The organism is Enterobacter sp. WPR_3_1, assembly GCF_003635055.1.
GTDB lineage: Bacteria > Pseudomonadota > Gammaproteobacteria > Enterobacterales > Enterobacteriaceae > Enterobacter > Enterobacter ludwigii.
In genome coordinates, this window is record NZ_RBXU01000015.1 from 180,786 (window position 1) to 205,878 (window position 25,093).

Sequence of the window (25,093 nt, forward strand, 5' to 3'; positions counted from 1 at the left end):
GTGCCGCGTGAAATTAAGCTTAGTGGAATGCGGCTATCCGGCAAGTCAGAGGTAATATTCTGCAACATGATCTCAGCCATTCGGGTGAGATTACGCGACGGCCATTTATAAGCCTTTCTTATCATTTTAAAAATCCGCAGCGGGAAAGTTGTTTCATTTTGCTACAAAGCGCTTTTGTATCCATATTGTTATAAATCAAAGAAATGCCGTTCATTTTTGCAGTCTGGCTGTGATGACATATCTTTAAATGAACGCAGCGATCCGCTGTCAGAAAACACAAACGAGGAGTGATGCAAAATGGCAAAAGTTCTGGTGCTCTATTATTCCATGTATGGACACATTGAAACCATGGCTCACGCGGTAGCAGAAGGTGCAAACAGAGTGGACGGCGTAGAAGTTGTGGTGAAACGCGTACCGGAAACGATGCAGGCTGAGGCGTTCGCCAAAGCCGGGGGGAAAACACAAAATGCCCCGGTTGCCACCCCGCAGGAACTGGCTGATTACGATGCCATTATTTTCGGCACCCCTACCCGATTTGGCAATATGTCAGGCCAGATGCGGACCTTCCTCGATCAAACCGGAGGACTTTGGGCATCCGGAGCGTTATACGGCAAACTCGCCAGCGTCTTCAGCTCCACCGGGACCGGCGGCGGTCAGGAGCAGACGATTACGTCAACCTGGACTACCCTTGCTCATCATGGGATGGTGATTGTGCCGATTGGCTACGGCGCGCAGGAACTGTTTGATATTTCCCAGGTTCGTGGCGGGACACCGTACGGCGCCACCACCATTGCCGGTGGCGATGGCTCCCGACAGCCGAGCAACGAAGAGCTCACTATCGCCCGCTATCAGGGTGAGTATGTCGCAGGCCTCGCCAAAAAACTGAACGGCTAACTCAACAGGAGGACAAGTATGCCAACTCAAGAATCCAAAGCCCACCGCGTGGGTGAATGGGCAAGTTTACGCAACACCTCTCCGGAGATCGCCGAAGCCATTTTTGAAGTCGCGAACTATGACGAGAAGCTGGCAGAGCAGATTTGGGAAGAAGGCAGCGATGAAGTGCTGGAACGTGCCTTCGGGAAAACGGACAAAGACGCGCTCTTCTGGGGTGAGCAAACCATCGAACGTAAAAACGTCTGAACGTTTCCCCCCGCCTGAGCGGGGGGTTTTACCTATTTCGCCGCGTTATTCATCACCGCATTGAATTTATCGATTGGGCAAAAACCGTTCGCATCAACCGGACACCCCTTCAGCTCCAGCGTCACACGCTGCGCCGGCGCATCCAGTGACAGTACGCTGGCGTTACGCAGTTGGTCGGCGCTCTGATAGACATACTCAATCTTCATGAGCTCCTGGTTGGCGCTTTTATCATGCCAGCGCTGGAAAACAATTTTCCCGCCAATTGGCGTCCGCTCGTGCTGGTCATGCAGCTGGTACGGTTTGAAATCCAGCGCCGTAAGCAGCGACGCGATATTGGAATCATGCCCCACCAGCAGGGTGATTTTCGGCGCTTTCGCCTGCCCGGTGACGAGGGCCTGGTCGATATACTTCACCAGCGGTTTGGCCACGTTTTGCGCCACCTCGGTGGAGGTAAACAACGAGTCCTGATAGCCATTTTTCAGCTGCGACAACACGCGCCACTGTTGATCGGTTTTAATTTCACCCCAGGCAACCTGGTCTGCCGGGAAGCCTTCGTAATACTGCAGCGTGAAGGCATCCACCAGCGAGTTACCGACTTTTAACGGCCCCGATACGCCAGGTTCTTTTTCATAGTCAGCGCTGAAGGTATCTTTCGCCTCCGCCAGCGAGCACACGTTCTTCTCTTTACAGGACGGTGAATCGGCGTAATTCGTCATCTGCTCCAGCAGCTTGTAGCTCTCGCCAAGCTGCATTTTCTGCCGCTCAGTCTCCATCGCCTTCAGCGCTTTTTCACGGAATTCAGGTGAGTTATCCGTAATCACCGGGTTAAAGGTCGGATCCATGGTGCCCATTTTTTCCTGATGATGCACAGGCACATCGCACCCCGGGAAGGCGCCGGTGATAAAGAACTGCGCGGTGGCGACAGTGCGCTGCAGGCTGTTGGCATAGGCATATACGCTATCCGCGGCCGGGCACTCGCCGGTTTTCACCATCCCCTGCTGTGCCAGCCACTCGCGCATATAGTGGCCCATATAGGCTTCAAGCACGCCACCTTTGGTGGTGAGCTGACCGCCTGGCACCTCCCATTCTGGCCACTGCTTCGGTGTGGATTGCTCGAGCACGCTGCCATTATTGGCGAGCGGCGCGCGCAAATTATGGCGACTCATGATTAAAACTTGTTCCAGCTGATACCCTTCCGGCGTCTCTTGCGCCTGCACGCCAGATGTCACTGCAATGGAACCGGCGATTGCCAGCGCGAGTAGTGCTTTTCTCATCCCTAATTCCTCACTCGTTTTAAAATGTCGCAGTGAGTGTGACAGATTCGTGACAATTTTCCGGGAAGCGTTTCGCAAACTGAGGATTACTTTTCAAGGCGATCGCCGTATTCGCTCATCCAGTCGGCCAGCGGGGAGAGCGCGCTCTGGAGGGTTAATCCCAGCGCAGTTATCTGGTACTCCACCCGCGGTGGGATCTCCGGGTAGATAGTGCGCGACACCAGCCCGCGCTGCTCAAACAGGCGCAACTGCTTCGTGAGCTCTTTTTGCGTGATGGGGGCGGCGGCGCGCAGCAGATCGCCAAACCGGACCGGTGCATTGAGCATAATCAGGCGATAGAGCACCGGGATGGCCCACTTACCGGAAATCAGGTTTACAAACTGCGTCATCGGGCAAAGATAAACCTCAGATTTTTTTTCACAGGGTATAGTGAGTGATTCCGCCATAGCACACCTCTTGCCTCATTAGTATCCAAATGGTACCTGGTTTCCTTTCGATACTAACGTTTCTATAGTGCTTTCTCCAGAGTCATTTCAGGAGAAGCACATGGGTCGTTTAGCAGGTAAATATACGCTGATTACCGGCGGTACTTCCGGTATTGGTCTCGCTACCGCGCAGGAATTTATTGCCGAAGGGGCGCACGTTGCTGTCACCGGACGTAACCCGGATACCCTTGCCGAAGCACAACGCATTCTGGGCGATAATGCCTGGGTTATTCCGACTGATGCGGGTGACATCGCCGCGCAAAAAGTGCTGGCGGACACGCTCACCTCTCGCTGGCCACGTCTTGATGCCGTGTTTATTAACGCCGGCGATGTGACGCACGGGCTGCTTGAAGAGTGGCAGGAAGACGCCTGGGATCGCCTGATGGGCATCAACCTTAAAGGACCGTTCTTTTTGATTCAGGCACTGCTGCCGCTGCTCAATAATCCCTCCTCTGTGATCCTGTGCGGATCCGTGAGCGCCCGCATCGGGCTGCCTGCCAGCAGCGTTTATGCCGCCAGCAAGGCGGGATTACTGTCGCTGGCACGCACGCTGTCAGGGGAGCTGTTGCCGCGCGGTATTCGCGTCAACGGCCTGAGCCCGGGTCCGGTGGAAACACCGGCATTTAATAAAACGGGGTTAAGCGAGGAAGCGCTCAAGGCGATACTGGGGGATATCACCAAACTTGTGCCGCTGGGCAGAATGGGCACGCCGACGGAGCTGGCGAAAGCCGCACTCTATCTTGCCTCTGACGAATCGCGCTATATGGTGGGAACGGAACTGCTGGTCGACGGCGGAATGGGAAACCTGTAGGTCAAAAGGCGCTGATGCCGGTGACGATGCCGACATACAGCGCCGCCCATACGACGGCTGAAATCAGGCTTACCGCGTACACCTTCGCCGCGTTCAGTCTGAGCATGCCCGCTGCCAGCGGGACGATATAGCGCAGCACCGCCAGGAAACGCGCGGTAAAGAGCACCAGCACGCCTTTTTTCTGCAGCTGATGTTGTACCCGCAAAAATTTCTCGGCGTGCCGGGAGGTAAAGCGCGTGACCAGCCGCGTGTGGCCCATCAACTGGCCGATATGATAATTCAATACCGACCCTGTTGCGGCACCCGCCGCTACAGCCAGCCACGTCAGTCCCGGATGCAGGCTGGTCTGGCTGACGGTGATCCCTGCCAGCAGCATCACCGAGGCCGGCGGAAGCACGGAGGAAACCAGTACCGTAGACTTGCTCAGCGCGATGACGAAAAGCAGCGCGAACAGATGCGTCGGATAGAGAGCAAAATGATTCAGCAGATTGTCAAACCACGTCATATTCCACCCCGCAGCGTTCGTGATGCTGACCATTAGAAACGAACAACCTTAAATGGGGTATCAACCGCTCAGACCTCCAGCAGGAAGGCATTAACGACACGCGAAAATGTCAGCGCCATTTAGAAACACAGAGGTGTGGAATTATACTCTCTTGAGCAATAACCTCCGTCATTGATGAATAATCGATGTCATTAATACGCGGGATTAAATTATTGTTCTAAACGTTTCTTAAACGTCTTTTAAATTCCACAGCGCGATTTTTAAAGTGGCGTATTATCCCTCTCGTTTTACAACGATCTCGTTATGGCGAGGCTCCTGTACAAATACACGTTATCGCTCTGGTGGGTTCGAGAGAACCGGCACAGGGTAAAACAGGCACTGTCGAATCAAGGCTTTGTCAGTATAACTTCCCTTACGGGATACGGTGTACAGTGCTGAACCCAGGACGTGGGGATCTCCTCTTCGACATGCCCTGTCTTGCTCGCCCCTGAGAGATTTTATTATTCAAAGGGAATTCACTATGTCTTACGCTATTCACAATCAAAACCTGGCATTCAATGACAGCGCAATCGCGCAATATATGAATACCGATTTTATCGTCCTCGATATTTCATTATGCGTGGCGCTGGCACGCGAGCAATTTTTCGAAAAATTAAAAGACGATGATATTCCATCGCATATTTTCCTCGAAGATAACGGTCGGCTGGCGGGCATGGTTGCGGTGCGCAAACTGCTGCAGACCGCCGATACGGTACAGCCGGTGAAAACGCTGATGATTTCTCAATTTCTGCAGGTCAAACCGGAAGACGAGCGTGCCGATGTCGCCGGGCTGCTGGCCCACGGCGAGGCGGATGTCGTGCCGGTGGTCACGCACGGTAAAGTGGTAGGCTGCCTGACCGAACGCGAAATCGCCCATCTGCTGGAAGATGATGTCACCGAAGATGCCCAGCTCCAGGGAGCAACGCTGCCGCTGGAAAAGCCGTATCTGGAAACCAGCCCCTTCAGCCTGTGGAAAAAACGCTCCGTCTGGCTGCTGCTGCTGTTTGTCGCTGAAGCCTATACCAGCTCGGTTATTCAGCACTTCGAAGAGGCGCTGGAATCCGCCATTGCCCTGGCCTTTTTTATTCCGCTGCTGATAGGGACCGGTGGGAACAGCGGGACGCAGATCACCTCCACGCTGGTGCGTGCAATGGCGCTGGGTGAAGTGCGCCTGCGCGACGTTGGCCGCGTGTTACGAAAGGAGATGACCACCTCGCTGATGATTGCCGCCACGCTTGGTCTTGCCGGGTGTGTTCGCGCCTGGATGATGGGTATCGGGCTGGAAATTACCCTTATCGTCAGCCTGACGCTGGTCTGTATTACGCTGTGGAGTGCAATTGTCTCGTCAGTTATTCCGATGGTACTGAAGCGCTGCGGCATTGACCCGGCCGTCGTTTCCGCGCCCTTTATCGCGACGCTTATCGACGGAACCGGTCTGATTATCTACTTCAAGATTGCGCAGTACACGCTGGGGCTGGAATAAGAGAGCAGCACCTCACCCACCGGGTTGAGGTGCTCACCGTTTTACATATCGCCAAGCTGATGTGCGATATCACGAAGCTGTTGCGCCAGCGCCTGCAGGTTTTTGCCCTTCTCACCTTTCGGCCCGGTCGACTGCCGCACCACCAGTCGGGCAGGCAAAATGGATGACATGCGCACGGCATTGTCTTCGCCACTGTCAAGAATGCGGCGCACCGCCTCCTTCCCCTGCAGATCCAGGTCCAGCGATACCGTGGTCAATGCCGGATAGAAGAATGAGCTTTCGTAGGTGTCATCGTAGCCAATCACCGATTTTTCACCCGGAATGGAAATCTGATGCTGATGGAAAGCACTTAATACCCCCAGCGCCATCTGGTCGTTGGCCACCAGCACGGCAGAAAATTGCGGCGTCTCGCGCAGCATCTGCAGCGCACCCGCGTAACCGCTCTGCGCATCCCAGTTCCCGCGGATCACCGAGGCCGGCTCCAGACCGTAACCGTTCAGGGTTTCAATCCAGCTTTTCAGCCTGAGCTGCGCCGAGACAGAAGAGGCTGGCCCCGCCAGCAACGCGATTTCCCGGTGCCCCAGTTCGTAGAGATATTTGACGCTGGCACGGGTGCCATCTGCCGGGTTAAACGAAACGTTAAACACGGAACTGTAAGGGTCAACGTCGAGGAACAGACAGACGATATCGTCGTTGTCCGTCGCGATTTTCTGCGCCTGCTCTGCTTCCAGCGGGACGTTGATGATCACCTTACTGACGAGCTGAGATTTCAGTTCATTGATCGAATCCTGGATGCTGTGGTTGACGTTCTCATCAATCATGGAGATCAACACCTGATACCCTTCCACATTTGCATAGCGTTTTACCGCCGCGGCGACCTGTGACGGCGCATGCAAAGCCAGCGAAATCGTCACCAGTCCGACGGTCTGGGTCTGCTTTCCGACCAGCTGCTGCGCCAGGCGGTTCGGGACATACCGCAATAACTCTATGGATTTCTCCACCTTGTGACGCGTGGCTTCGGATACATTGGCAGATTTATTCAGTACCCTGGACACGGTCTGATAGGAGACGCCCGCATGGCGTGCGACGTCCTCTAACGTTGCGCTTTTCGACTTCATGGTCCGGTTCCTTATGTTGTTATGCGCTGATTGTATCAGGGGCGATATAAAAAAACGCCCACTGGGCACTTTCGGCTGCCATAACACCATCAAAAAGTATTACGTTCACAATACTACATTTCTGGTCACACCTCATCAATCGTAACAAAATTGGCTATTTTATTTGCACTTAATCACAGATTAACGATCACGCAATTGCCAGAAAAAAGGTTTAGGCATTTTATGACAGCGGATTTGTGAACGTATTACAAAACAATAAGAGGGTAACAATGAACACGACGATCCGCTCTGTATCTGTTGCGTTGGCTGCCGCGTTAGCGTCTCCTTCGCTGTTTGCAGCGTCTTCAGTACCAATTGATTTTCATGGGTATCTTCGCTCCGGTGTGGGCGTCTCACGGGATGGTGGGATGGAGGAGTGGCAAAAAAATAAAATTGGCCGTCTGGGTAACGAGGCGGATACCTACGGCGAGCTGGAACTGGGCTCAGAGGTGTACAAAAAGAACGATGTCAGCTTCTACCTCGACAGCATGGTGAGCATGGTCTCTGACGGCTCTAACGACAATGAAACCACCTTCGGAGACGATGCGCAGTTCGGGTTGCGTCAGCTGAATCTGCAGATCAAGGGGCTGATCCCCGGCGATCCGAACGCGGTGATCTGGGGCGGTAAGCGCTACTACCAGCGCCATGACCTGCACATCATTGACACCAAATACTGGAACATCTCAGGCGCGGGTGCCGGTATCGAAAACTACACGCTCGGACCGGGTGCAGTGTCCGTGGCCTGGATCCGTGGCGATGCCAACGACGTGGACTACCGCGTGGACGGCGATAGCGACGTTAATATCAACTACATCGACCTTCGCTATGCGGGCTGGAAGCCGTGGGCGGGTGCATGGACTGAAGTGGGCATTGATTACGCCATGCCAAACCCCACCAATAAGCAGAAAGAGTACGGTGGGCTGTATGAGGCCGACAACGGCGTCATGGTCACCGGTGAGATCAGCCAGGACATGTTAGGCGGCTACAACAAGCTGGTGCTGCAGTATGCGAACAAAGGCCTGGCGCAGAACATGGTGTCCCAGGGCGGCGGCTGGTATGACATGTGGAACTACGTGAACGACGCCAGCGGCTACCGTGTGATTAACACCGGCTTAATTCCGATTACGGACAAGCTCTCCTTCAACCACGTGCTGACCTGGGGCTCGGCGGATGACACCACGCAATTCACCGATAAATCGCGCCTTGTCTCTCTGGTGGGTCGCGCACAGTACCAGTTCACCGAATATGTGCGTCTGATTGGTGAAGTGGGCGGTTTCTACCAGAAAGATACCTACACCGATGGCTCCAGCTACAAGCAGAGCGGAGAGAAGTACACCCTCGCACTCGGACTGGCGGATGGGCCTGATTTTATGTCGCGTCCTGAACTGCGCGTCTTCGCCTCTTACCTGAATGACTCCGAGAAAGGACAATCCTTCGAAGACGGCACCGCAAATAATACCTGGAACGTTGGCGTGCAGGTGGAAGCCTGGTGGTAATGTTTATTTCCTGATATGCGTTAATCGTTATTGTATCTCCAACAACTGGCAGTCTATTCTCCTCGTTTGGGATAGCCATTATTTTGGCTATCCCTTTTTTATTATTAGTGATTAAAATGCGCATCTAATAATTGCCGCAAGGTATCAGACTGGCGGCCAAATATCGCATGCACCTGCTGGCCGATAATAATCACGCCCAGCGCCCCCTCCTGTTGTAACGCCTGCGTATCCACCTTATTTAAATCTTTTACCGTGACGCGCAGACGGGTAATACAGGCTTCAACATGTTCGATATTATCGTCGCCGCCGAATGCAGGAATTAAACGCTGAGTTATTTCACTGTCCATAATACGCCTCTCTGTTATGCAGATAAAAAAATGCCTGCTCATAGAGCAGGCGCCTTCAGATTGATTAGCCAGGGTTGTACGACGCGACGCCCTCAGCGACTACGCTTTACGCCTGAGTACCCGACAATCCCACGGCAGCAGAGCGGTATCACCCGCGGCGGCGGCATCGGTCATGCAGTCGGTATACCCCTGCGGCAGCGTAATGAGCTGCTGCTGGGCGGTGTAGTTCTGCACAAACACCCACGTGGTTTCGCCGTCCGTGCGGGCCGTTGCCACCACACCCGGTGGGAAATCGCATTCCATGGCCCGCGGCAGCCCCAGTTCGTCAATAATCCCGGCGAAGAAATCACGCTGGAACGGCAGATCGTTGCGCGACGCCACATGCCACGCTTTCCCCTTACCGAAACGGTTCACCGTCACGGCAGGCCGACCGGCGTAGAAATCATCCCGGTAGGTCGCCAGCGGCTGAGCGTTTTCGACATGGATCAGTTCGCACAGATGACGAACCTGATACGGCCCCTGCAGGCCAGCCGCATTACCCGCCAGCCCCTGTACCAGATTACGTTCTCCCTCACCGAGACAGTCGATCTCTTCTGCCCAGATGCCGAGCAGTTTACGCAGCGGCCCCGGGAACCCGCCAAGATGACAAAGATCGCTTTCATCCACGATGCCGCTCCAGTAGGTGGTCACCAGATGGCCGCCCCCGGCGACAAACGCTTCTGCGCGTTCGGCGAAGCCTTCCCGCACCATATAAAGCATCGGCGCAATCACCAGCGCGTACTGGCTGAGATCGCCATCGGCATCAATCACGTCCACCGCGATGCCTTTTTCCCAGAATGGACGGTAGTGTTCGTTAACGGTTTTTTCGTACTCCATCCCCATGTTGCGCGGCCCTTCGGCATCGTCCAGCGCCCAGCGATTTTGCTGGTCGAAGATAATCGCCACCCGTGCCTGCGTGCGACACCCGACCACCCCCGGCAGGCGCTCAAGCATTTCGCCCAGACGCGTCACTTCGCGCCCGACACGCGTATCAAGATGCCCCACGTGGTCGATAACCGCTCCGTGGAATTTCTCCACCGAACCGCGGCTTTTACGCCACTGGAAGTACTGCACCGCATCGGCCCCGTGTGCCACCGCCTGCATTGAGGAGAGAATATGCATCCCCGGCTTTTTCAGCTTGCTGGTCGGCTGCCAGTTGGTGGTGCTCGGCGTGGACTCCATCAGCACAAAAGGTTTGCCGCCTTTCAGGCTGCGCATCATGTCGTGGTACATGGCGGTATAGCAGGCGAGCTGGGTTTCGTCTTTCTCCTTGTGCCACATCGGGTAGCTGTCCCAGGAGATAAAGTCGATCGCTTTCGCAAGCTGCCAGTAGTCGTAATCGTAGAAGTACTCCATGAAGTTGGTCGTCACCGGCAACGCTGCGTTGACGGCTTTTAGCGGCGCAACCTCATGGCGGCAGAAATCTGTTACCTGCGCCGTATTAAAGCGGCGCCAGTCGAGGTTCAGACCGTGAATGGACACCTCTCCCTGCGGCGCAGGGGACTCAATCTGCGACCAGTCGCTATAGGTGTGGCTCCAGAAGGTGCTCCACCATGCGTGGTTCAGCGCATCCAGGGTTTTGTAGCGCGCTTTCAGCCAGTCACGAAAGCGCTCCTGGCACAGATCGCAGTGGCACTCACCGCCGTACTCATTGGAGATATGCCAGCCCAGCACCGCCGGGTGCTGTGAATAACGCTCAGCCAGTAAGCTATTCATTTTGAATGTCTTCTCACGGTACACCGGGGAAGACATACAGTGGTTATGACGTCCACCGTGCAGCGCAGGCACGCGGTTACGCCCTACGCGCAGCACCTGCGGGTATTTTTGCGACATCCATGCCGGGCGCGCACCGCTCGGCGTGGCGAGGAAAATATGGATCCCCGCTGAATATAATTTATCAATGACGTTATCCAGCCAGACAAAATCATATTCCCCTTCACGCGGTTCGAGCTTCGCCCAGCTAAATATGCCCACCGACATGACATTACATTTCGCCTGCTGCATCATGGCAATATCTTTTTCAATAATACCGGGGTAATTCTCCCATTGCTCCGGGTTATAGTCGGCGCCATGCAATAACGCAGCGACCTTCGAACTTAAAGGCGCAAATTTATTCATATTAAAAACGTCCTGAAGTGAAACAGAATACTATTTAAATACCGTTATCGACGGCAGCACTTTGCCATGACAATCAAACAACGCCTGGTTTTCGCGGGCATTTCCCTCTTTCCAGTCATCATGGATATATTTCATGCCGGTTTTGGTGGCCCATGTGGTGCCCGGTACGGCAATCCAGGTCGGCTCCCAGTAAAACAGGCCCTTACCGCGACGATCGGGAACGTCAATCACGGCCTGCATTAAATCGTGGATATAATCGTACTGACCCTGCACGGTGCCGGGGTAGCCACCGTCCTTCTCTTCTTTGGCCTGGAAACTGTTTTCTGCGTTATCGCAGTTCTCCAGTGTATAGCCATAGGCCGCTTCCACCACAATGACGTCTTTGTTATAGCGTTTGCTGATGTCATCCATATTGGCTTTGAGCGCGCCGATCGGGCCATTCCAGTAGGTGTACATCGACAGGCCGATAATATCGAACGGCACATCGCGCTTCGTGATCTCATCAAACCACCAGCGGAAGGTGTCATTTTTAGTGCCTTCGGCCAGGTGCAGCATAATTTTCACCTGCTCGCCGTCGGTCAGGTTCTCTTTCATCCCGCTGATTGCGGCGTTGAGTAACCCGGCTACGCGGTCAAACTCGCCGCCACCCTGCCCCCAGCTTTTGCCTTCCGGCCAGAGCAGCCCGCCATTGATTTCATTACCAATCTGGACCATGTCCGGCAGCACGCCCTCTTTTTTAAAGCGGGCAATGGTGTCGCGCGTATAGTCATGGATTGCCGTTTTAAGCTGCGGGTAATCCATCTTCTCCCAGGCTTTAGGTTTGAACTGTTTGCCCGGGTCGGTCCAGAAATCGCTGTAGTGGAAATCGAGCAGGAGTTTTATGCCCTGGGCCTTCACGCGCTTCGCCAGCGCCAGCGTGTTTTCCAGATTGTTACTGCCGCCCCCGTAGGTATTTCCGTTGGCATCCTGCGGATCCACCCACAAACGCAGGCGCACATAGTTCACGCCGTTGGCTTTCAGAATGGCAATCGCGTCCTGCTGCTGGCCGTTCTGGTTATAAAATGTTGCGCCATGCTGTTCAGCCTCGAGCAGCGTCGAGATGTCCGCCCCCTTAATAAAGTCTGCCGGCATGGCGTTAAAAGGACGCGTTTTTACCCCGTCCGCGGCGAACGCACTCGCGGCAAGACCGCAAGAAAGACAAACAGCAAGCAAAGCGGGTTTGAGTCTTTTCATGGTTATCCCTTAGTACTCCCGGAGGTCAGACCGGAGACGAAGTATTTTTGTAAGGCCAGATAGAGGATCGCGACCGGCACCGCAATCAGCACCGCGCCTGCCGCGTAGGTGGTGTAACTGGCACCCATTTTTTGCGCCACCAGGTTATAAAGCCCGATGGGTAAGGTGTATTTGTCCGGGGTGCGCAAAATGGTGCTGGAGAGAATGAAATCCCCCAGCGGCCCGGTGAAGGAGAACAGCGCCACCACCGCCACAATGGGTTTGGAAAGCGGCATGATGATCTCGATGAAGATGCGGAAGTTACTGGCTCCGTCCATGCGCGCGGACTCATCCAGATCCTTAGGAATGGCGTCCAGGTAGCCCTTCATCAGATAGGTATTCATTGGGATCATGCCGCCAACGTAAATCAGCACCAGCGCCAGATGGCTGTTGATTAAGCCCAACAGCTGCGAGAGCACGAAGATGGCAATCAGCGCCGAGAACTGCGGGATCATCTGCAGCAGCAGGAAGAGCATCAGTCCGTTCTGCCGCCCCTTAAAGCGAAAACGTGAGAAGGCATAGGCGGTAAAGCTAACGCTGATTAAGGTCAACACCATGGTCAGGAAGCTGATTTTCATCGAGTTCCAGTACCACGTCATGTAGTTCACCTGACCATTAAACAGGTCGGCATAATGCTGGAACGACAGGTTCTGTGGAATAACAGAGGAGCTTAACAGGCTGTTGCCCGCGTTGAGTGAGGCGCCCACCGTCCACACCAGCGGGTAAATGATGATGACCGACACCAGCACAATAACCAGCCAGGAGAGTGAAAGGCGGACCCATTTCTCACGTTTAATACTTTGTGATTTAGCCATTGTTACGTCCCTTACGCCATGTCGTCATTTTTGAAAGATTTGGTGGCGCGGAACTGCCATAGCGCCAGGCCGACGACAAAAACAGACAGCAGGATGGTGATGGTCGCCGCAATGGCATATTGCGAAGATGACATCGTCAGTTTGTAGATCCACGACACCAGAATGTCGGTGCCGCCCGCATTCGACCCCACCACCGCCGGTCCGCCGTTATTGAACAGATAGATGATGTTGAAATTATTGAAGTTGAAGGTGTATTGCGTAATCAGGATCGGCGCTATGGCGTAGAGCACCAGCGGCAGCGTAATGGTCCGCAACCGGGTCCAGCTGCTGGCGCCGTCCATGGTAGCCGCTTCATACAGGTCATCAGGAATGGCCTGCAGCACGCCGGTGGTCATGGCGAAAACAAACGGGAAACCAAGCCAGGTTTGCATCATGATCAGCGCCGTTTTGGTCCAGAACGGATCGGTCATCCAGGCTTTAGGCGCAATCCCAAAGAAGGCCAGAATGGCGTTGTTAATCACCCCGAACGAGTCATTAAACATCCCGGCGAAAACCAGGATGGTGACAAAGCCCGGCACCGCCCACGGCAGAATAAAGATGGTGCGGATCAGCGGCTTAAAGCGTAAATCTTTCTGGTTCACCAGAATCGCCAGCAGTACGCCCACCGTACACTGCAGCGTAGTGGCGAGCAGCGTCCAGACCACCGTCCACTGCAGCACGTCGAAGAAGGTGGAGCGCCAGATAGAGAGCGTAAAGATATTGATGAAGTTCTTAAACCCGACCCAGTCAACCAGCTTAGCCGGCGGCGTGTGGTAGAGGTTGTAGTTGGTAAAGGCGATGGCAAACCCGAACAAAATGGGAAACACCACCACAAACACCAGCAGGATAAAGCCCGGGGTGATCATCAGATACGGGAAGCCGTCGCTCAATAGCATCTGATACTGTTTACGCACGCTGTTAAGCTGCAACCCTTCGTCACGTTTCAGGCCATTGACCCACGCGTCACGCATCGACAGGTAATACACCATCACGCCGAACGCCGCGATTAACACGCTGATGATCCCCTCCGCCAGCAGGAAGATGGAGTTGTCGCGCGGCACCTCCTCACCCAGCGTCACCAGTCCCCACAGCCCTTCGCGCAGAAAATCAGCAAATACGCCGATAAAACTGGCAAGCAGCACCAGGAAGATGACCCCTTTCAGCCACTGACGGTGGTAAAACTGACCGAAGCCGGGAATGACCGCCAGCAGCAGGCTGGTCCAGGCGTGACGCCCGGCCACGCGCGGTTTGGCAAAATGTTCCGGGATGATACTCACAAACAACTCCTTTCAAAAAACGGGAGAGACACCCTCCCGTTCTGCGACGTCAGAAAACTACTGGTTGCTGGCCTGCATGGCTTCGATTTGCATCTGAACCTGTTTTTCTGCGCTGTCGAGCGCGGCTTTCGGATCCTGTTTACCGGTCAGGCTCAGCTCGAGGGCCGCGTTCGCCGGAGCCCAGACTTCACCCATTTCCGGAATGCCCGGCATCGCTGTCGCCCGTGCGGCCTGCACGGCAACCGCGCTGGCTTTCTCGTCGTTCTTAATGAGCGGATCGTCAATCATCGCGGTCAGCGGCGGAATTTCTCGCGTCGCGATATAGCGCGTTTTGACGTACTGCGGCTGGTTGATAAATTCGATAAATTTCTGCGCCATGGCTTTGTCTTTGCTCCAGGTAGAGACGACATAGCCCTTCACGCCCAGGAATGAACTCATTGGCTTACCGTCCGGCAGCGTCGGCAGCGGCGCAACGCCGTAGTTAATGCCCGCCGCTTCATACGGCTGGAACGCCCACGGACCGTTGATGACGGCTGCCGCTTTTTTCTCGGTAAACAGAGAATCGATCGCGTTCAGACCGTTATCGCCGATGATCCCCGCCGGGAACACGTCATCGGTATAGAATTTTTTCAGGTAGGTGACCGCGTCTACCGCGCCCGGCTTGTTCAGGCCCACGTCGCTGGCGTTATAACCGCCTTTATCATTTTTACCGAAGATGTACCCGCCCATCGGGGAGATAGCCCCCCAGCTGTAGTAAATCTGGTCGAACTTGGCGAGCAGGCCGTACTGGTTTTTGGCGCGCTGCTGTTTAGAAAAGTCATACCAGTCCTGAAGTGAGTTGAGCGGCTTCGCGATCAGGTCTTTGTTGTAAATCAGCACCAGCGTCTCAACCGCTTTCGGCACACCGTAAAGGGTGTTATCCATTTTGAAGGCATTTATTGACGCCGGCGTGTACTGTTCGGTCTGCTTCGCCTCCAGATTCAGGGGGGTCAGCAGCCCTTGCACAACCGCCCCGCCCAGTTGATCATTGGGAATGACCAGCACGTCCGGGCCAATTCCTGCCGGGCCGTCGAGGCGCAGTTTTTCCAGCTGCTGCGCGTAAGGCATCTCCTGCAGGTTAACCTTAACGTCGTACTGCTTTTCGAAATCGGCGACCGCGTCTTTAATGCCGGACGACTTTTTGATGTCTTCCCAGACGTTAAGCTGCGTGGTGGCGTGAGCCTGCACCGCGAGCGTAGAGAGGATCAGAGCAGCGAGTATGTTCTTTTTCATTATCAACCTCATGTGAAGGTATAACAATTTTATGGTTGTTATTGCATTCCATCGCCATACACCTTCGCCAGAAAACCGACTAACACTGGCGTACAACGTATAACATCAAATGCCTTTGGTTTGGTATACGCTACCCTTCACATCATGATAACTCTACAAAAAACTGTAAGTTGTGTGATCGTCATAACATTAATGGAATATCGGTATAGGGTGCGTGAATACTGGAAGTTATAGTCAGAGCAGACAAATTGCACCGTCCAGCCATGTAGCAAATAATTGTTATACGTAATACATACGCGGCGGTTTACTCGGGGAATACAGATGTCGAACATACAATTGAGGAATGTCACCAAACGCTTTGGCGACACCGTAACCTTGCACAACGTGAATCTTGAGATTGAAGACGGTGAGTTTGCCGTCTTTGTCGGTCCTTCCGGCTGCGGTAAATCGACAATGCTGCGCATGATTGCCGGACTGGAGGACATTAGCGAAGGGGAAGTGTTGATTGGTGACGAGGTGATGAACGACGTTGCCCCGTCCCACCGCGGCGTGGCGATGGTGTTTCAGTCCTATGCGCTCTACCCACATATGACGGTGGCCGAAAACATGGGCTACGGCCTGAAGGTCAATAAGGTGCCGAAAGATCAGATCCGCCATCAGGTCGAGATGGTGGCCAAAACGCTGCAGCTTTCCCACCTTCTGGATCGCAAACCTAAGCAGCTTTCCGGCGGCCAGCGCCAGCGTGTGGCCATTGGCCGCGCCATCGTACGTAATCCGCGGGTCTTTATGTTCGACGAACCGCTCTCCAACCTGGATGCCGAGCTGCGCGTGGAGATGCGTTTGCATCTTGCCCGTCTGCACCAGGAGCTGAAAACCACCATGGTGTATGTCACCCACGACCAGATAGAAGCGATGACCCTGGCTGATAAAATTGTGGTGATGAACTACGGAAAGGTTGAGCAGATGGGCGCGCCGATGGAACTCTACTACAAACCGGCGAACAAGTTCGTGGCCGGGTTTATCGGCTCGCCGAAGATGAATTTCCTGCCGGCAACGGTAGAGTCCTGGCAACCGGGTGAGCTGACGGTGAGATTATCCCAGCAGAAGACACTCACACTGGCCCTGACCACCACACCGTTGAACGCAGGCAGCCCGGTGACGCTGGGCATCCGTCCGGAACATTTAACCACCGATCTCCGCCACGGCACGCGGCTGACGTTTAACTGTGAAGTGGTTGAGCGTCTGGGCAACAACACCTACCTCTTCGGTCAGTGCTACGGCCACGACAATGTGAAGATTTTGCTGCCGGGCGATGTGAAATTCGCACCGTGGCAGCAAATTGATGTGGCTTTTGACGATCGCCACTGCATGGTGTTTGACGACCAGGATGTGCGGGTGAGTGCCGACATCGATGAAGCGGTACGCTCGGTCGCTTAACCCGCCAGACGCGTTACCGCACGCGTAAAGGCATCAATCGCCAGCGCGACATCCTCAGCCATCACCGATTCCGCCGGATGGTGGCTGACGCCTCCCTTACACCGCACAAACAACATCCCTACCGGCCAGCGCTCCGCCAGGGCGATGGTGTCATGACCGGCACCGCTCGGCAGCGATAATGTCTTCCCCTGCACCGATTCTACAGCCTCCGCCAGCAGCGCCTGCAGACGTGTATCGCATGGCGTGGCGGCGATTCGGTAAAATTCGTCGGCTGCAAAATGTATTCCGCGACGGGCCGCTATCGCCTGCGCCTGCGTCAGCAGTGCAGTAAGCAGAAGGTCAAGCGGCGCATCCTGCGGGCCGCGAATATCTAACGAGAGCGCGACCTCGCCGGGGATGACGTTTACCGCACCAGGCAGACAGCGCAACTCACCCACCGTGGCCACCAGGTTGCCGCCGTGCTGACGGGTGGTGTTTTCAATCAGCACCATCCATTCGGCGGCGGCGGCCAGCGCGTCCTTACGATGCGCCATCGGCACGGTCCCGGCGTGGCCGGCCTCACCGGTGAAGCGGCAGTTCAGACGACGCGCGCCGTTAATGGCTTCAACCACGCCCAGCGCCAGACCGGCCTGTTCCAGACACGGTCCTTGTTCAATATGCAGTTCCAGACAGGCGCTGAAATCATCCGGGCGTCGCGCGGCCATCGCGACACGACTGGGATCTAGCCCTGCCTGTACCATCGCCTGCGCCACGCTGATACCTCTGGCATCGCACGTGTCGAGCCAGCCCGCAGGCCAGGTGCCCGTCAGCGCGCGGCTGCCCAACAGCGTGATACCAAAGCGGGTACCCTCTTCATCGCAAAAGCCGACAATCTCAACGGCCTGCGCCAGCCGTTTTCCCTGCTGGTGCAGGCTGTCAACGACTTCAATGGCCGTCAGCACCCCCAGCATCCCGTCGTAGCGCCCGGCATTGCGCACGGTATCCAGATGCGAGCCAAGCAACACCGCCGGTGCGCCCTCCTGCTCGCCTTCATAACGTCCGCAGATATTCCCCACGCTGTCCTGCCAGACGGTCATGCCCGCCTGGTTCATCCACTGCCCGACCAGCTGGTTAGCCTGCAGATGCTGGGCAGAGAGATACACGCGGGTAAGGGAATCCTGGGTTTCGCTGATGGCGGCCAGCGCATCGGCGCGGGCCATCACACGTTCTGCCGCCTGCTGGCGTGTCGCGTGATTCATAGCGCCGTCTCAGTGCGGTAATGATCCCACGCGGCCTGCATCGCGGCACCCTGCGTAGTGGAAAACTTCAGGTAGTTCAGTACCGACTCCAGCGCACTCAGGGTGGTCATCACGCAGTCTTTACGCGCGTTATAGCCCATGGTGCCAATACGCCACACTTTGCCGTGCAGCGGACCAAACGAAGTACCGATTTCAATGCCGAAATCCTCCAGCATCAGTTTACGCACCTGGTCACCGTTTACGCCCTGAGGGATAAGCACGCCCAGCACGTTGTTCATCTTGTGCCTAAGGTCGCCGAAGGTCTCGAGTCCCATCGCCTGAATACCTTTCAGCAGCGCATCCCCGTGCAGCTTGTGGCGGGCGATACCGTTATCCAGCCCTTCCTGCAGAATGAGGCGGGCACATTCGCGGGCGCCAAACAGCGCGGTGGTCGCTTCGGTGTGGTGGTTCAGACGCTCGGGTCCCCAGTAATCCATCACCATGCCGAGGTCGAAATAGTTGGAGTAAATCATCTCCTCGTCGCCGTCGCGATGGGCATCGGTACGGATCCCCTCTTCGATGCATTTGCGGCGACGGATTGCCTCTTCCATCCGTGGGCTCAGGGTAACAGGCGAGGTGCCGGACGGACCGCCAAGACATTTCTGCATCCCCGCCGAGACCGCATCCAGCCCCCAGGCATCGGTCTCCAGGGCGTTGCCGCCGAGCGACGCGGTAGCATCGGTATAAAACAGGACATCGTAACGACGGCAGATTGCCCCGAGTTCTGCAAGCGGCTGCAGCATGGTGGTGGACGTATCCCCCTGCACGGTTAACAGCAGGCGCGGACGCACGCGTTTAATGGCATCTTCCACCCGATCCGGTGTGAACACCTCGCCCCACGGTACCTCGATGGTGTGGACCTCTGCGCGGCAACGGCGGGCAATTTCGCACAGCAGATGGCCGAAGCGACCAAAAACGGGCACCAGCACCTTGTCTCCCGGACGAATGGCCGATACCAGAATCGCTTCAATCCCCGCGCGGGAGGTGCCGTCCACCAGCATCGTCCAGCGGTTTTCCGTGCGGAACACGCCGCGGTAGAGTGCCATGACGTCGTTCATGTAGTGGGTCATCGCCGGATCGTACTGGCCGATAAGCTGGCTCGACATGGCACGCAGCACGCGCGGATCGGCGTTGATCGGCCCCGGCCCCATCAGCAGACGTTGTGGCGGATTGATTTGCGAAAATTGAGCGATATCCATTTTTAAGTCCTTAGTTAATTGAGGCCGCGCACGGAGGAGATAAACTGTTTAAGCTCAGTGGTCTGTGGGTTAGCGAACAGCGTTTTACTGTCGCCCTGCTCCCAGACGCGCCCCTGATGCATAAACACCACGCGGTCGCCCACTTCGCGGGCAAAATTCATTTCATGGGTCACCAGGATCAGCGTCATCCCCTCAGCGGCCAGTTGTTCCAGCACCTTGAGCACTTCGCCTACCAGTTCCGGATCGAGCGCGGAAGTTATCTCGTCACAGAGTAAAACTTTAGGCGACATCGCCAGAGCACGGGCAATCGCCACGCGCTGCTGCTGGCCGCCGGAGAGGCTTGACGGGTAGTAATCCAGACGGTCACCCAGCCCGACTTTCTCCAGCATGCGCTGCGCCAGTGCCTGACATTCTGCTGCGCTTTTCTTCAGCACCCGACGTGGCGCGAGCATCACGTTTTCCATCGCCGTCATGTGCGGGAAAAGGTTGAAGTTCTGAAATACCATGCCGACCGAGCGACTGATTTCACGCGCCTGGGAATCCCGGTCGGTAATGGTCATGCCGCCGAGCTTGATGCTGCCGTCCTGATACCCTTCGAGGCCGTTAATGCAGCGCAACAGCGTGCTTTTACCCGAACCGCTGCGCCCGATAATTGAAATAACCTGGCCCATGTCGATGTCCAGATCCACGCCCTTGAGCACGTGGTTATCGCCGTAGTACTTCTGCACCTGATTAATGGTGATGAGAGGCATTGAATTTAGTCTCCAGATAACGGCTGTAGCGCGACAGCGGATAACACAGAATGAAGTAGCCGAGCGCCACCAGCGCAAAGACTTTAAACGGCTGATAGGTCACGTTGGTCAGCATCGTCCCGGCCTTGGTCAGCTCGATAAAACCGATAATGGATGCCAGCGCGGTCCCCTTAATCACCTGCACGGCGAACCCCACCGTTGGGGCGATGGCGATGCGTAACGCCTGGGGAGCCACCACGCGAAACAGCGTCTGGCCGAAGGTCAGCCCCAGACAGCGCGACGCCTCCCACTGCCCTTTCGGCAGCGCACGAATACTGCCAAACCAGATATCAAGCAAAAAGGCGCTGGTGTAGAACGTCAGGGCCAGCGACGCGGCGGTCCACGGCGAAACATCGATACCCAACAGCGCCACGCCGAAGAAGGCCAGGAACAATTGCATCAGCAGCGGCGTGCCCTGAAACAGTTCGATATAGCCGCGGATAAGCCGTTTTACCGTACGCCCACCCGTGAGGCGCAACAGCAACAGCGGCAGCGTTACCGCCGCCCCGCCGACAAACGCCACCAGTGACAGCAGCACCGTCCAGCGTCCGGCGAGCAGCAGATTGCGAATAATGTCCCAGTCGGTAAAGGTGGTCATCATGCCTGTACCCCCAGCCACTTCCGTCCTGCCGCCATCATTAGCTGGCGTAGGGTAATTGACAGCACCAGGTAAATTCCGGTGGTCACCAGATAGACCTCAAAGCTCAGGAACGTTCTTGACTGAATCAGGTTGGCGGCAAAAGTCAGCTCTTCATAGGAGACCTGCGACACCACCGACGAACCGAGCATAACGATAATGCACTGGCTGACCAGCGCCGGATAAATACGCTGCAGGGCCGGTGGCAGCACCACACGTATAAACGTTTGCAGGCGGGTAAGCCCCAGCACGCGGCCGGCCTCCCACTGTCCTTTGGGCGTAACCTGAATACCGGCACGGACAATCTCCGTGCTGTACGCGCCCAGGTTGACAACCATTGCCAGCAGCGCCGCTTCGCCCGCCGTCATCTTCAGCCCCAGATTCGGCAGACCGAACACAATGAAAAACAGCTGCACGACAAAGGGCGTGTTGCGGATAATCTCCACGTAGCCGCCCCAGATCCGGCTAAACCACGTCGTCCGGCCGCTGCGAATCACCGCCCCGAAAATACCGATCGCCAGCCCGCCGAGGGTTGCCATCACCGTCAGTTGAATGGTGACCCACAGCCCTGCCAGCAGCGCCGGCCAGTACGGCCAGAGCGCAGAGAAATGGAGTTGCTCTGTCATCGCCTTACACGCCCAGGCTTGCCGGCAACGGCGCTTTCAGCCACTGCTCAGAGAGGCTATTCAGGGTGCCGTCTTTAATTCCCTGCTCGATCACCGCATCAACTTTCGCTTTCAATGCCGGTTCGTTTTTCTTCAGCCCGATAAAGCACGGCGAGTCCTTCAGCATAAAGCTCGGAACCGGGGCTTTGGCGGGGTTCTGGCGGGAAATCGCCGCCACGACCAGATTGCCTGTCGCCACGTACTGGACCTGACCGGACAGGTAAGCCGACAGCGTGGTGTTATTGTCTTCGTAGCGTTTGACGTCTGCATCTTTCGGCGCAAGGCTGGTCAGCACCATGTCCTCCACCGCACCGCGCGTCACGCCAATGGTTTTTCCACTCAGCTGAGCAGCATCTTTCAGTTCAGCGCCTTTCGGGCCGAACACGCCGAGGAAGAACGGGGCATAGGCACGGCTAAAATCGATCACCTTTTCACGCTCGGCGTTTTTACCGAGGCTTGAGATCACCAGATCCACCTTATCGGTTTGCAGATACGGCACGCGGTTGGCACTGGTCACCGGCACCAGCTGCAGCTTGAGCTTCATCTGTTTTGCCAGATAGCGCGCCATGTCGATGTCGTAGCCCTGCGGCTGGAGATCGGTCCCGACTGAACCAAACGGAGGAAAATCCTGCGGGACGGCGATACGAAGAGTGCCGCGTTTCTCAATATCCTGAAGCTGGTCAGCTTTTGCTGGCAGGTTTGCAAACAGACAGACGGCCCCGGTCAGTGCAATCAATAACTTTTTCATGGTGCTTCCCCGTAACGTTAACATGAAACAAAAGATTCTTTGAATTGGATTTTGCAACTAATGTGCCAGATGAAGCGAAACGGGAAATTTTCTCTGAAGGCCTGATAAAACGAGAGCGGGGCGGAAAAGACCTCCCTTTTCCGCCCCGCTCTGTTGCACTATTTTAATGCAAAGCACCAGCCTGATGCCCCATTATCGCTGTTCCAGTTCGTCCAGCTGCTGATAAAGGGAGGCGATATCGTGGATCCGGGGGCGGCCTTTATCGAGGATTTCATGCAGGAAGGCATTAGCCAGCAGGTTGATCAGACTGTTGACCGACGAGTAGCTGTCGTACGCCGAGACGCTGTCCAGCGGGGCGCAGAGCTGCCAGCTGGTCAGCGGAAACAGGCTGTGTGCCTGCGGCTCACACATCAGCAGAACCGGAATACCGCTGTGCTGAAGCTGCTGCAACAGCGGCCGAACGATCCGCGGGCGACGGCGAAACGCCATCATAATCACCAGATCGTCGGGCGTGAGATCGACCAGTTCCTCGCTCAGGCTCTGCCCCGGCTGCGGCAGCAGCAGCACCTGTCCGCGCGCCTGCAACAGCTGCTGGCGCAGGTGCAGCGCCGCCGGATAGGCGTTGCGCATCCCGATAATCACAATCCGCCGTGCCTTCACCATTGAGGCCATGGCCTCGGCAAACTGCTGAGCATCCAGAGCGTTGACCCACTGGGTGAGGTTTGCCATCTCCTGCTTATAATGCCGCGCCAGCAGAGTGTTGCCCTGCACCGCATCGCGGTTATCGGTCAGCGGCATGCCGCTCTGGCGCAGCGTGCGCAGTTCGTCGCGCATCTCTTTATACTTCTCATAGCCCAGACGCTTAAACAGACGGCTCACCGTGGCTTTCGACACCCCGCTCAGCTGCGCCAGCTCGGCGCTGTTATAACTAATGAGGTCGTCGAAATGATCAAAAATAAAATCAGCCACCCGTTGCTCCTGCGGTGACAACGACGCGTATTGCGCTTTCAGACGTTCATCAAGCTGTTCCATAAAGCCTCTGTAACTTTTGTTTCACCTCACTATACCTTTCATTAAGTATGCCAGCTTCTTAAAACGTTATGTTACGACTGACGTGAAACTTTTCATTCATAACTGGAACAGCTTTTGCAGCACCTTGTGACTTTTGGGTTATGAGGACTCTCCATGCAAAGTAATGTCTCCGTACACGGAATGGCCGTGGCTCCCCACCATCTTGCCAGCCAGAGCGCCCTGGCCATTCTGCGCGAAGGCGGTAGCGCGATTGAGGCAATGGTCGCCGCCGCCGCAACCATTGCCGTGGTTTACCCGCACATGAACGGTCTCGGTGGGGACGGTTTCTGGCTTATCGTGCCGCCTGACGGCGAACCGGTTGCCATTGACGCCAGCGGCGCAGCAGGCTCACTGGCGACGCTTGCCGCCTATGACGATGTCTCTCAGATCCCCCATCGCGGGCCTCGCGCGGCGCTGACCGTGGCGGGAACGGTGAGCGGCTGGGACGAAGCGCTGAAGGTTTCGCGCACGCTGACGGGCACCGCTCTTCCCCTGAATCGCCTGCTGGCAGACGCCATTGACTATGCCCGAAACGGCACACCGGTGACCGCGTCTCAGGCCGCCGCCACGGCCAGTAAGCTGGATGAACTGAAGGACCTGCCCGGCTTCGCGGAGACCTGGCTGACGGACGGCAAACCGCCGCAGGTCGGCAGCCGGTTTTATCAACCGGCGCTGGCCTCCACGCTCTCGCACCTCGCAGAAGACGGTCTGGACAGTTTTTATCGCGGCCCGCTGGCGGAGCGTCTGGCCCGGGGCATGGCAACGCTGGGGCTGCCCATCACCCTGGCTGACCTAAACGCGCATGTCGCCCGGCGCACCGCGCCGCTGAAATTACAGCATCAGCAGGGCGAAGTGTGGAACCTTGCGCCGCCAACGCAGGGGCTGGTGTCGCTGGCGATCCTCGGGATAACCGACCGCCTGTCCATGGCCGATGCTGACGAAGCGACCACCGTTCACCGCATTGTAGAGGCCACCAAACTGGCGTTTGGTCTGCGCGATGCCCATATCACCGACCCGCGCGAGCTGAAAACCGATATCCAGGGTCTGCTGGATCCTGCCGCACTGGCCGCCCTCGCCGACCAGGTCGATGATAACCAGGCCGCACCGTGGGGCTGCGGCAAAGGCCCTGGTGATACGGTCTGGATGGGGGTGATGGATAACAGCGGTCTTGCCGTGTCGTTTATCCAGAGCATTTATCACGAGTTCGGCAGCGGCGTGGTCCTGCCTGATACCGGCATCGTCTGGCAAAACCGGGGAGCCTCATTCAGCCTCAATCCCCGTCACCTGCTGGCGCTTGCGCCAGGAAAACAACCGTTCCACACCCTGAACCCGGCAGCCGCGCGTCTGCATGACGGACGCGTCATGGTCTACGGCTCGATGGGCGGTGACGGCCAGCCGCAAACCCAGGCCACCCTGTTTACCCGCTATGTGGTGCAGGGGGTCCCGCTGCAGGAGAGCATCGCCCGCCCGCGTTGGTTACTGGGGCGCACCTGGGGACAGACATCCGACACTCTGAAGGTGGAAGGCCGCTTTACGCCGCAGACCGTCGCGCGCCTGCAGGCGCTGGGCCACGACGTGGAGTGCTTCCCGGCATTCAGCGAAGCCATGGGCCACGCGGGTGCGATTGTTCGCCATCCCAACGGGCTGTTTGAAGGGGCATTTGACCCGCGCAGCAACGGCGCCGCCGCCGGATTTTAAG

The 25,093-nt window shown here is 56.3% G+C and carries 24 protein-coding genes and 1 riboswitch; of the genes, 7 read left to right on the top strand and 17 right to left on the bottom strand.

Going from position 1 to position 25,093, the window contains the following annotated elements:
• Nucleotides 1–297 precede the first annotated feature (297 nt).
• Complete coding sequence (gene wrbA, locus BJ887_RS21770) at nucleotides 298–894, top strand: NAD(P)H:quinone oxidoreductase (RefSeq protein ID WP_014169491.1); 597 nt, start codon at nucleotides 298–300, stop codon at nucleotides 892–894.
• An 18-nt stretch (nucleotides 895–912) separates the two neighbouring features.
• Nucleotides 913–1,140 (top strand): YccJ family protein, encoded by a 228-nt coding sequence (locus BJ887_RS21775; RefSeq protein ID WP_014169490.1) that lies wholly within the window; start codon nucleotides 913–915, stop codon nucleotides 1,138–1,140.
• Between the two features lie 32 nt (nucleotides 1,141–1,172).
• On the opposite strand, the gene agp is transcribed toward BJ887_RS21775, so the two are convergent.
• The gene (gene agp / locus BJ887_RS21780; protein ID WP_121340432.1) at nucleotides 1,173–2,414 is read right to left on the bottom strand and encodes a bifunctional glucose-1-phosphatase/inositol phosphatase; all 1,242 of its coding nucleotides are present in this window, start codon (nucleotides 2,412–2,414) and stop codon (nucleotides 1,173–1,175) included.
• Nucleotides 2,415–2,500: 86 nt separating this feature from the next.
• The gene (locus BJ887_RS21785) at nucleotides 2,501–2,860 is read right to left on the bottom strand and encodes a helix-turn-helix domain-containing protein (RefSeq protein WP_020884724.1); all 360 of its coding nucleotides are present in this window, start codon (nucleotides 2,858–2,860) and stop codon (nucleotides 2,501–2,503) included.
• A 100-nt stretch (nucleotides 2,861–2,960) separates the two neighbouring features.
• On the opposite strand from BJ887_RS21785, the gene BJ887_RS21790 reads away from it, so the two are divergent.
• Nucleotides 2,961–3,710: an SDR family oxidoreductase gene (locus BJ887_RS21790; RefSeq protein WP_032677849.1), complete on the top strand. Its 750-nt coding sequence runs from the start codon at nucleotides 2,961–2,963 to the stop codon at nucleotides 3,708–3,710.
• Nucleotide 3,711: 1 nt separating this feature from the next.
• Here the strand turns inward: BJ887_RS21790 and BJ887_RS21795 are convergent, their stop codons facing one another.
• Entirely contained in the window at nucleotides 3,712–4,215 is a 504-nt protein-coding gene (locus tag BJ887_RS21795) for a DedA family protein (RefSeq protein ID WP_121340449.1), read from the bottom strand.
• Between the two features lie 290 nt (nucleotides 4,216–4,505).
• A riboswitch (M-box (ykoK) riboswitch) is annotated at nucleotides 4,506–4,675 on the top strand.
• A 60-nt stretch (nucleotides 4,676–4,735) separates the two neighbouring features.
• On the opposite strand from BJ887_RS21795, the gene BJ887_RS21800 reads away from it, so the two are divergent.
• Complete coding sequence (locus BJ887_RS21800; protein ID WP_020884727.1) at nucleotides 4,736–5,737, top strand: magnesium transporter; 1,002 nt, start codon at nucleotides 4,736–4,738, stop codon at nucleotides 5,735–5,737.
• Between the two features lie 41 nt (nucleotides 5,738–5,778).
• Here the strand turns inward: BJ887_RS21800 and BJ887_RS21805 are convergent, their stop codons facing one another.
• Nucleotides 5,779–6,855 (bottom strand): LacI family DNA-binding transcriptional regulator, encoded by a 1,077-nt coding sequence (locus BJ887_RS21805; RefSeq protein ID WP_041162527.1) that lies wholly within the window; start codon nucleotides 6,853–6,855, stop codon nucleotides 5,779–5,781.
• A gap of 269 nt (nucleotides 6,856–7,124) precedes the next feature.
• Between BJ887_RS21805 and BJ887_RS21810 the strand changes: the two genes are divergently transcribed.
• A complete protein-coding gene (locus tag BJ887_RS21810) occupies nucleotides 7,125–8,390 on the top strand; it encodes a maltoporin (protein ID WP_025204490.1) in 1,266 nt (421 codons plus the stop codon).
• Between the two features lie 104 nt (nucleotides 8,391–8,494).
• Here the strand turns inward: BJ887_RS21810 and BJ887_RS21815 are convergent, their stop codons facing one another.
• The 6 genes from BJ887_RS21815 to BJ887_RS21840 form a co-directional block, all read right to left on the bottom strand.
• Nucleotides 8,495–8,737 carry a glucose PTS transporter subunit EIIB gene (locus tag BJ887_RS21815; RefSeq protein WP_025204491.1) on the bottom strand — a complete coding sequence of 81 codons (243 nt, stop codon included), beginning with the start codon at nucleotides 8,735–8,737 and terminating at the stop codon, nucleotides 8,495–8,497.
• A gap of 99 nt (nucleotides 8,738–8,836) precedes the next feature.
• The gene (locus tag BJ887_RS21820; protein WP_121340433.1) at nucleotides 8,837–10,894 is read right to left on the bottom strand and encodes a beta-galactosidase; all 2,058 of its coding nucleotides are present in this window, start codon (nucleotides 10,892–10,894) and stop codon (nucleotides 8,837–8,839) included.
• A gap of 30 nt (nucleotides 10,895–10,924) precedes the next feature.
• Nucleotides 10,925–12,127, bottom strand: coding sequence for an arabinogalactan endo-beta-1,4-galactanase (locus BJ887_RS21825; RefSeq protein WP_040017106.1), 1,203 nt, complete (start codon nucleotides 12,125–12,127; stop codon nucleotides 10,925–10,927).
• Between the two features lie 2 nt (nucleotides 12,128–12,129).
• Nucleotides 12,130–12,981 carry a sugar ABC transporter permease gene (locus BJ887_RS21830; protein ID WP_014169479.1) on the bottom strand — a complete coding sequence of 284 codons (852 nt, stop codon included), beginning with the start codon at nucleotides 12,979–12,981 and terminating at the stop codon, nucleotides 12,130–12,132.
• A gap of 11 nt (nucleotides 12,982–12,992) precedes the next feature.
• Nucleotides 12,993–14,297 (bottom strand): carbohydrate ABC transporter permease, encoded by a 1,305-nt coding sequence (locus tag BJ887_RS21835; RefSeq protein ID WP_020884733.1) that lies wholly within the window; start codon nucleotides 14,295–14,297, stop codon nucleotides 12,993–12,995.
• A 57-nt stretch (nucleotides 14,298–14,354) separates the two neighbouring features.
• Nucleotides 14,355–15,569 (bottom strand): extracellular solute-binding protein, encoded by a 1,215-nt coding sequence (locus BJ887_RS21840; RefSeq protein WP_032681287.1) that lies wholly within the window; start codon nucleotides 15,567–15,569, stop codon nucleotides 14,355–14,357.
• Between the two features lie 321 nt (nucleotides 15,570–15,890).
• On the opposite strand from BJ887_RS21840, the gene BJ887_RS21845 reads away from it, so the two are divergent.
• A complete protein-coding gene (locus tag BJ887_RS21845; RefSeq protein ID WP_121340434.1) occupies nucleotides 15,891–17,006 on the top strand; it encodes an ABC transporter ATP-binding protein in 1,116 nt (371 codons plus the stop codon).
• Here the strand turns inward: BJ887_RS21845 and hpxK are convergent.
• The 7 genes from hpxK to hpxU form a co-directional block, all read right to left on the bottom strand.
• Entirely contained in the window at nucleotides 17,003–18,244 is a 1,242-nt protein-coding gene (hpxK, locus tag BJ887_RS21850; RefSeq protein WP_121340435.1) for an allantoate amidohydrolase, read from the bottom strand. The two genes, BJ887_RS21845 and hpxK, sit on opposite strands and share 4 nt — an antisense overlap.
• Entirely contained in the window at nucleotides 18,241–19,482 is a 1,242-nt protein-coding gene (locus BJ887_RS21855) for an alanine--glyoxylate aminotransferase family protein (RefSeq protein WP_121340436.1), read from the bottom strand. The genes hpxK and BJ887_RS21855 overlap by 4 nt, the downstream gene beginning before the upstream one ends.
• 14 nt (nucleotides 19,483–19,496) lie before the next feature.
• Nucleotides 19,497–20,234, bottom strand: a complete 738-nt coding sequence (locus tag BJ887_RS21860) for an amino acid ABC transporter ATP-binding protein (protein WP_032677837.1) — start codon at nucleotides 20,232–20,234, stop codon at nucleotides 19,497–19,499.
• Nucleotides 20,215–20,871 (bottom strand): amino acid ABC transporter permease, encoded by a 657-nt coding sequence (locus BJ887_RS21865; protein ID WP_025204495.1) that lies wholly within the window; start codon nucleotides 20,869–20,871, stop codon nucleotides 20,215–20,217. The genes BJ887_RS21860 and BJ887_RS21865 overlap by 20 nt, the downstream gene beginning before the upstream one ends.
• Nucleotides 20,871–21,536 carry an amino acid ABC transporter permease gene (locus BJ887_RS21870; RefSeq protein ID WP_121340437.1) on the bottom strand — a complete coding sequence of 222 codons (666 nt, stop codon included), beginning with the start codon at nucleotides 21,534–21,536 and terminating at the stop codon, nucleotides 20,871–20,873. The genes BJ887_RS21865 and BJ887_RS21870 overlap by 1 nt, the downstream gene beginning before the upstream one ends.
• Before the next feature lie 4 nt (nucleotides 21,537–21,540).
• Nucleotides 21,541–22,323, bottom strand: coding sequence for a transporter substrate-binding domain-containing protein (locus BJ887_RS21875; protein WP_121340438.1), 783 nt, complete (start codon nucleotides 22,321–22,323; stop codon nucleotides 21,541–21,543).
• Nucleotides 22,324–22,515: 192 nt separating this feature from the next.
• Nucleotides 22,516–23,355, bottom strand: coding sequence for a MurR/RpiR family transcriptional regulator HpxU (gene hpxU / locus BJ887_RS21880; protein WP_020884740.1), 840 nt, complete (start codon nucleotides 23,353–23,355; stop codon nucleotides 22,516–22,518).
• A 153-nt stretch (nucleotides 23,356–23,508) separates the two neighbouring features.
• On the opposite strand from hpxU, the gene hpxW reads away from it, so the two are divergent.
• The gene (hpxW, locus tag BJ887_RS21885; RefSeq protein WP_121340439.1) at nucleotides 23,509–25,092 is read left to right on the top strand and encodes an oxamate amidohydrolase; all 1,584 of its coding nucleotides are present in this window, start codon (nucleotides 23,509–23,511) and stop codon (nucleotides 25,090–25,092) included.
• The last annotated feature ends 1 nt before the right edge of the window (nucleotide 25,093 follow it).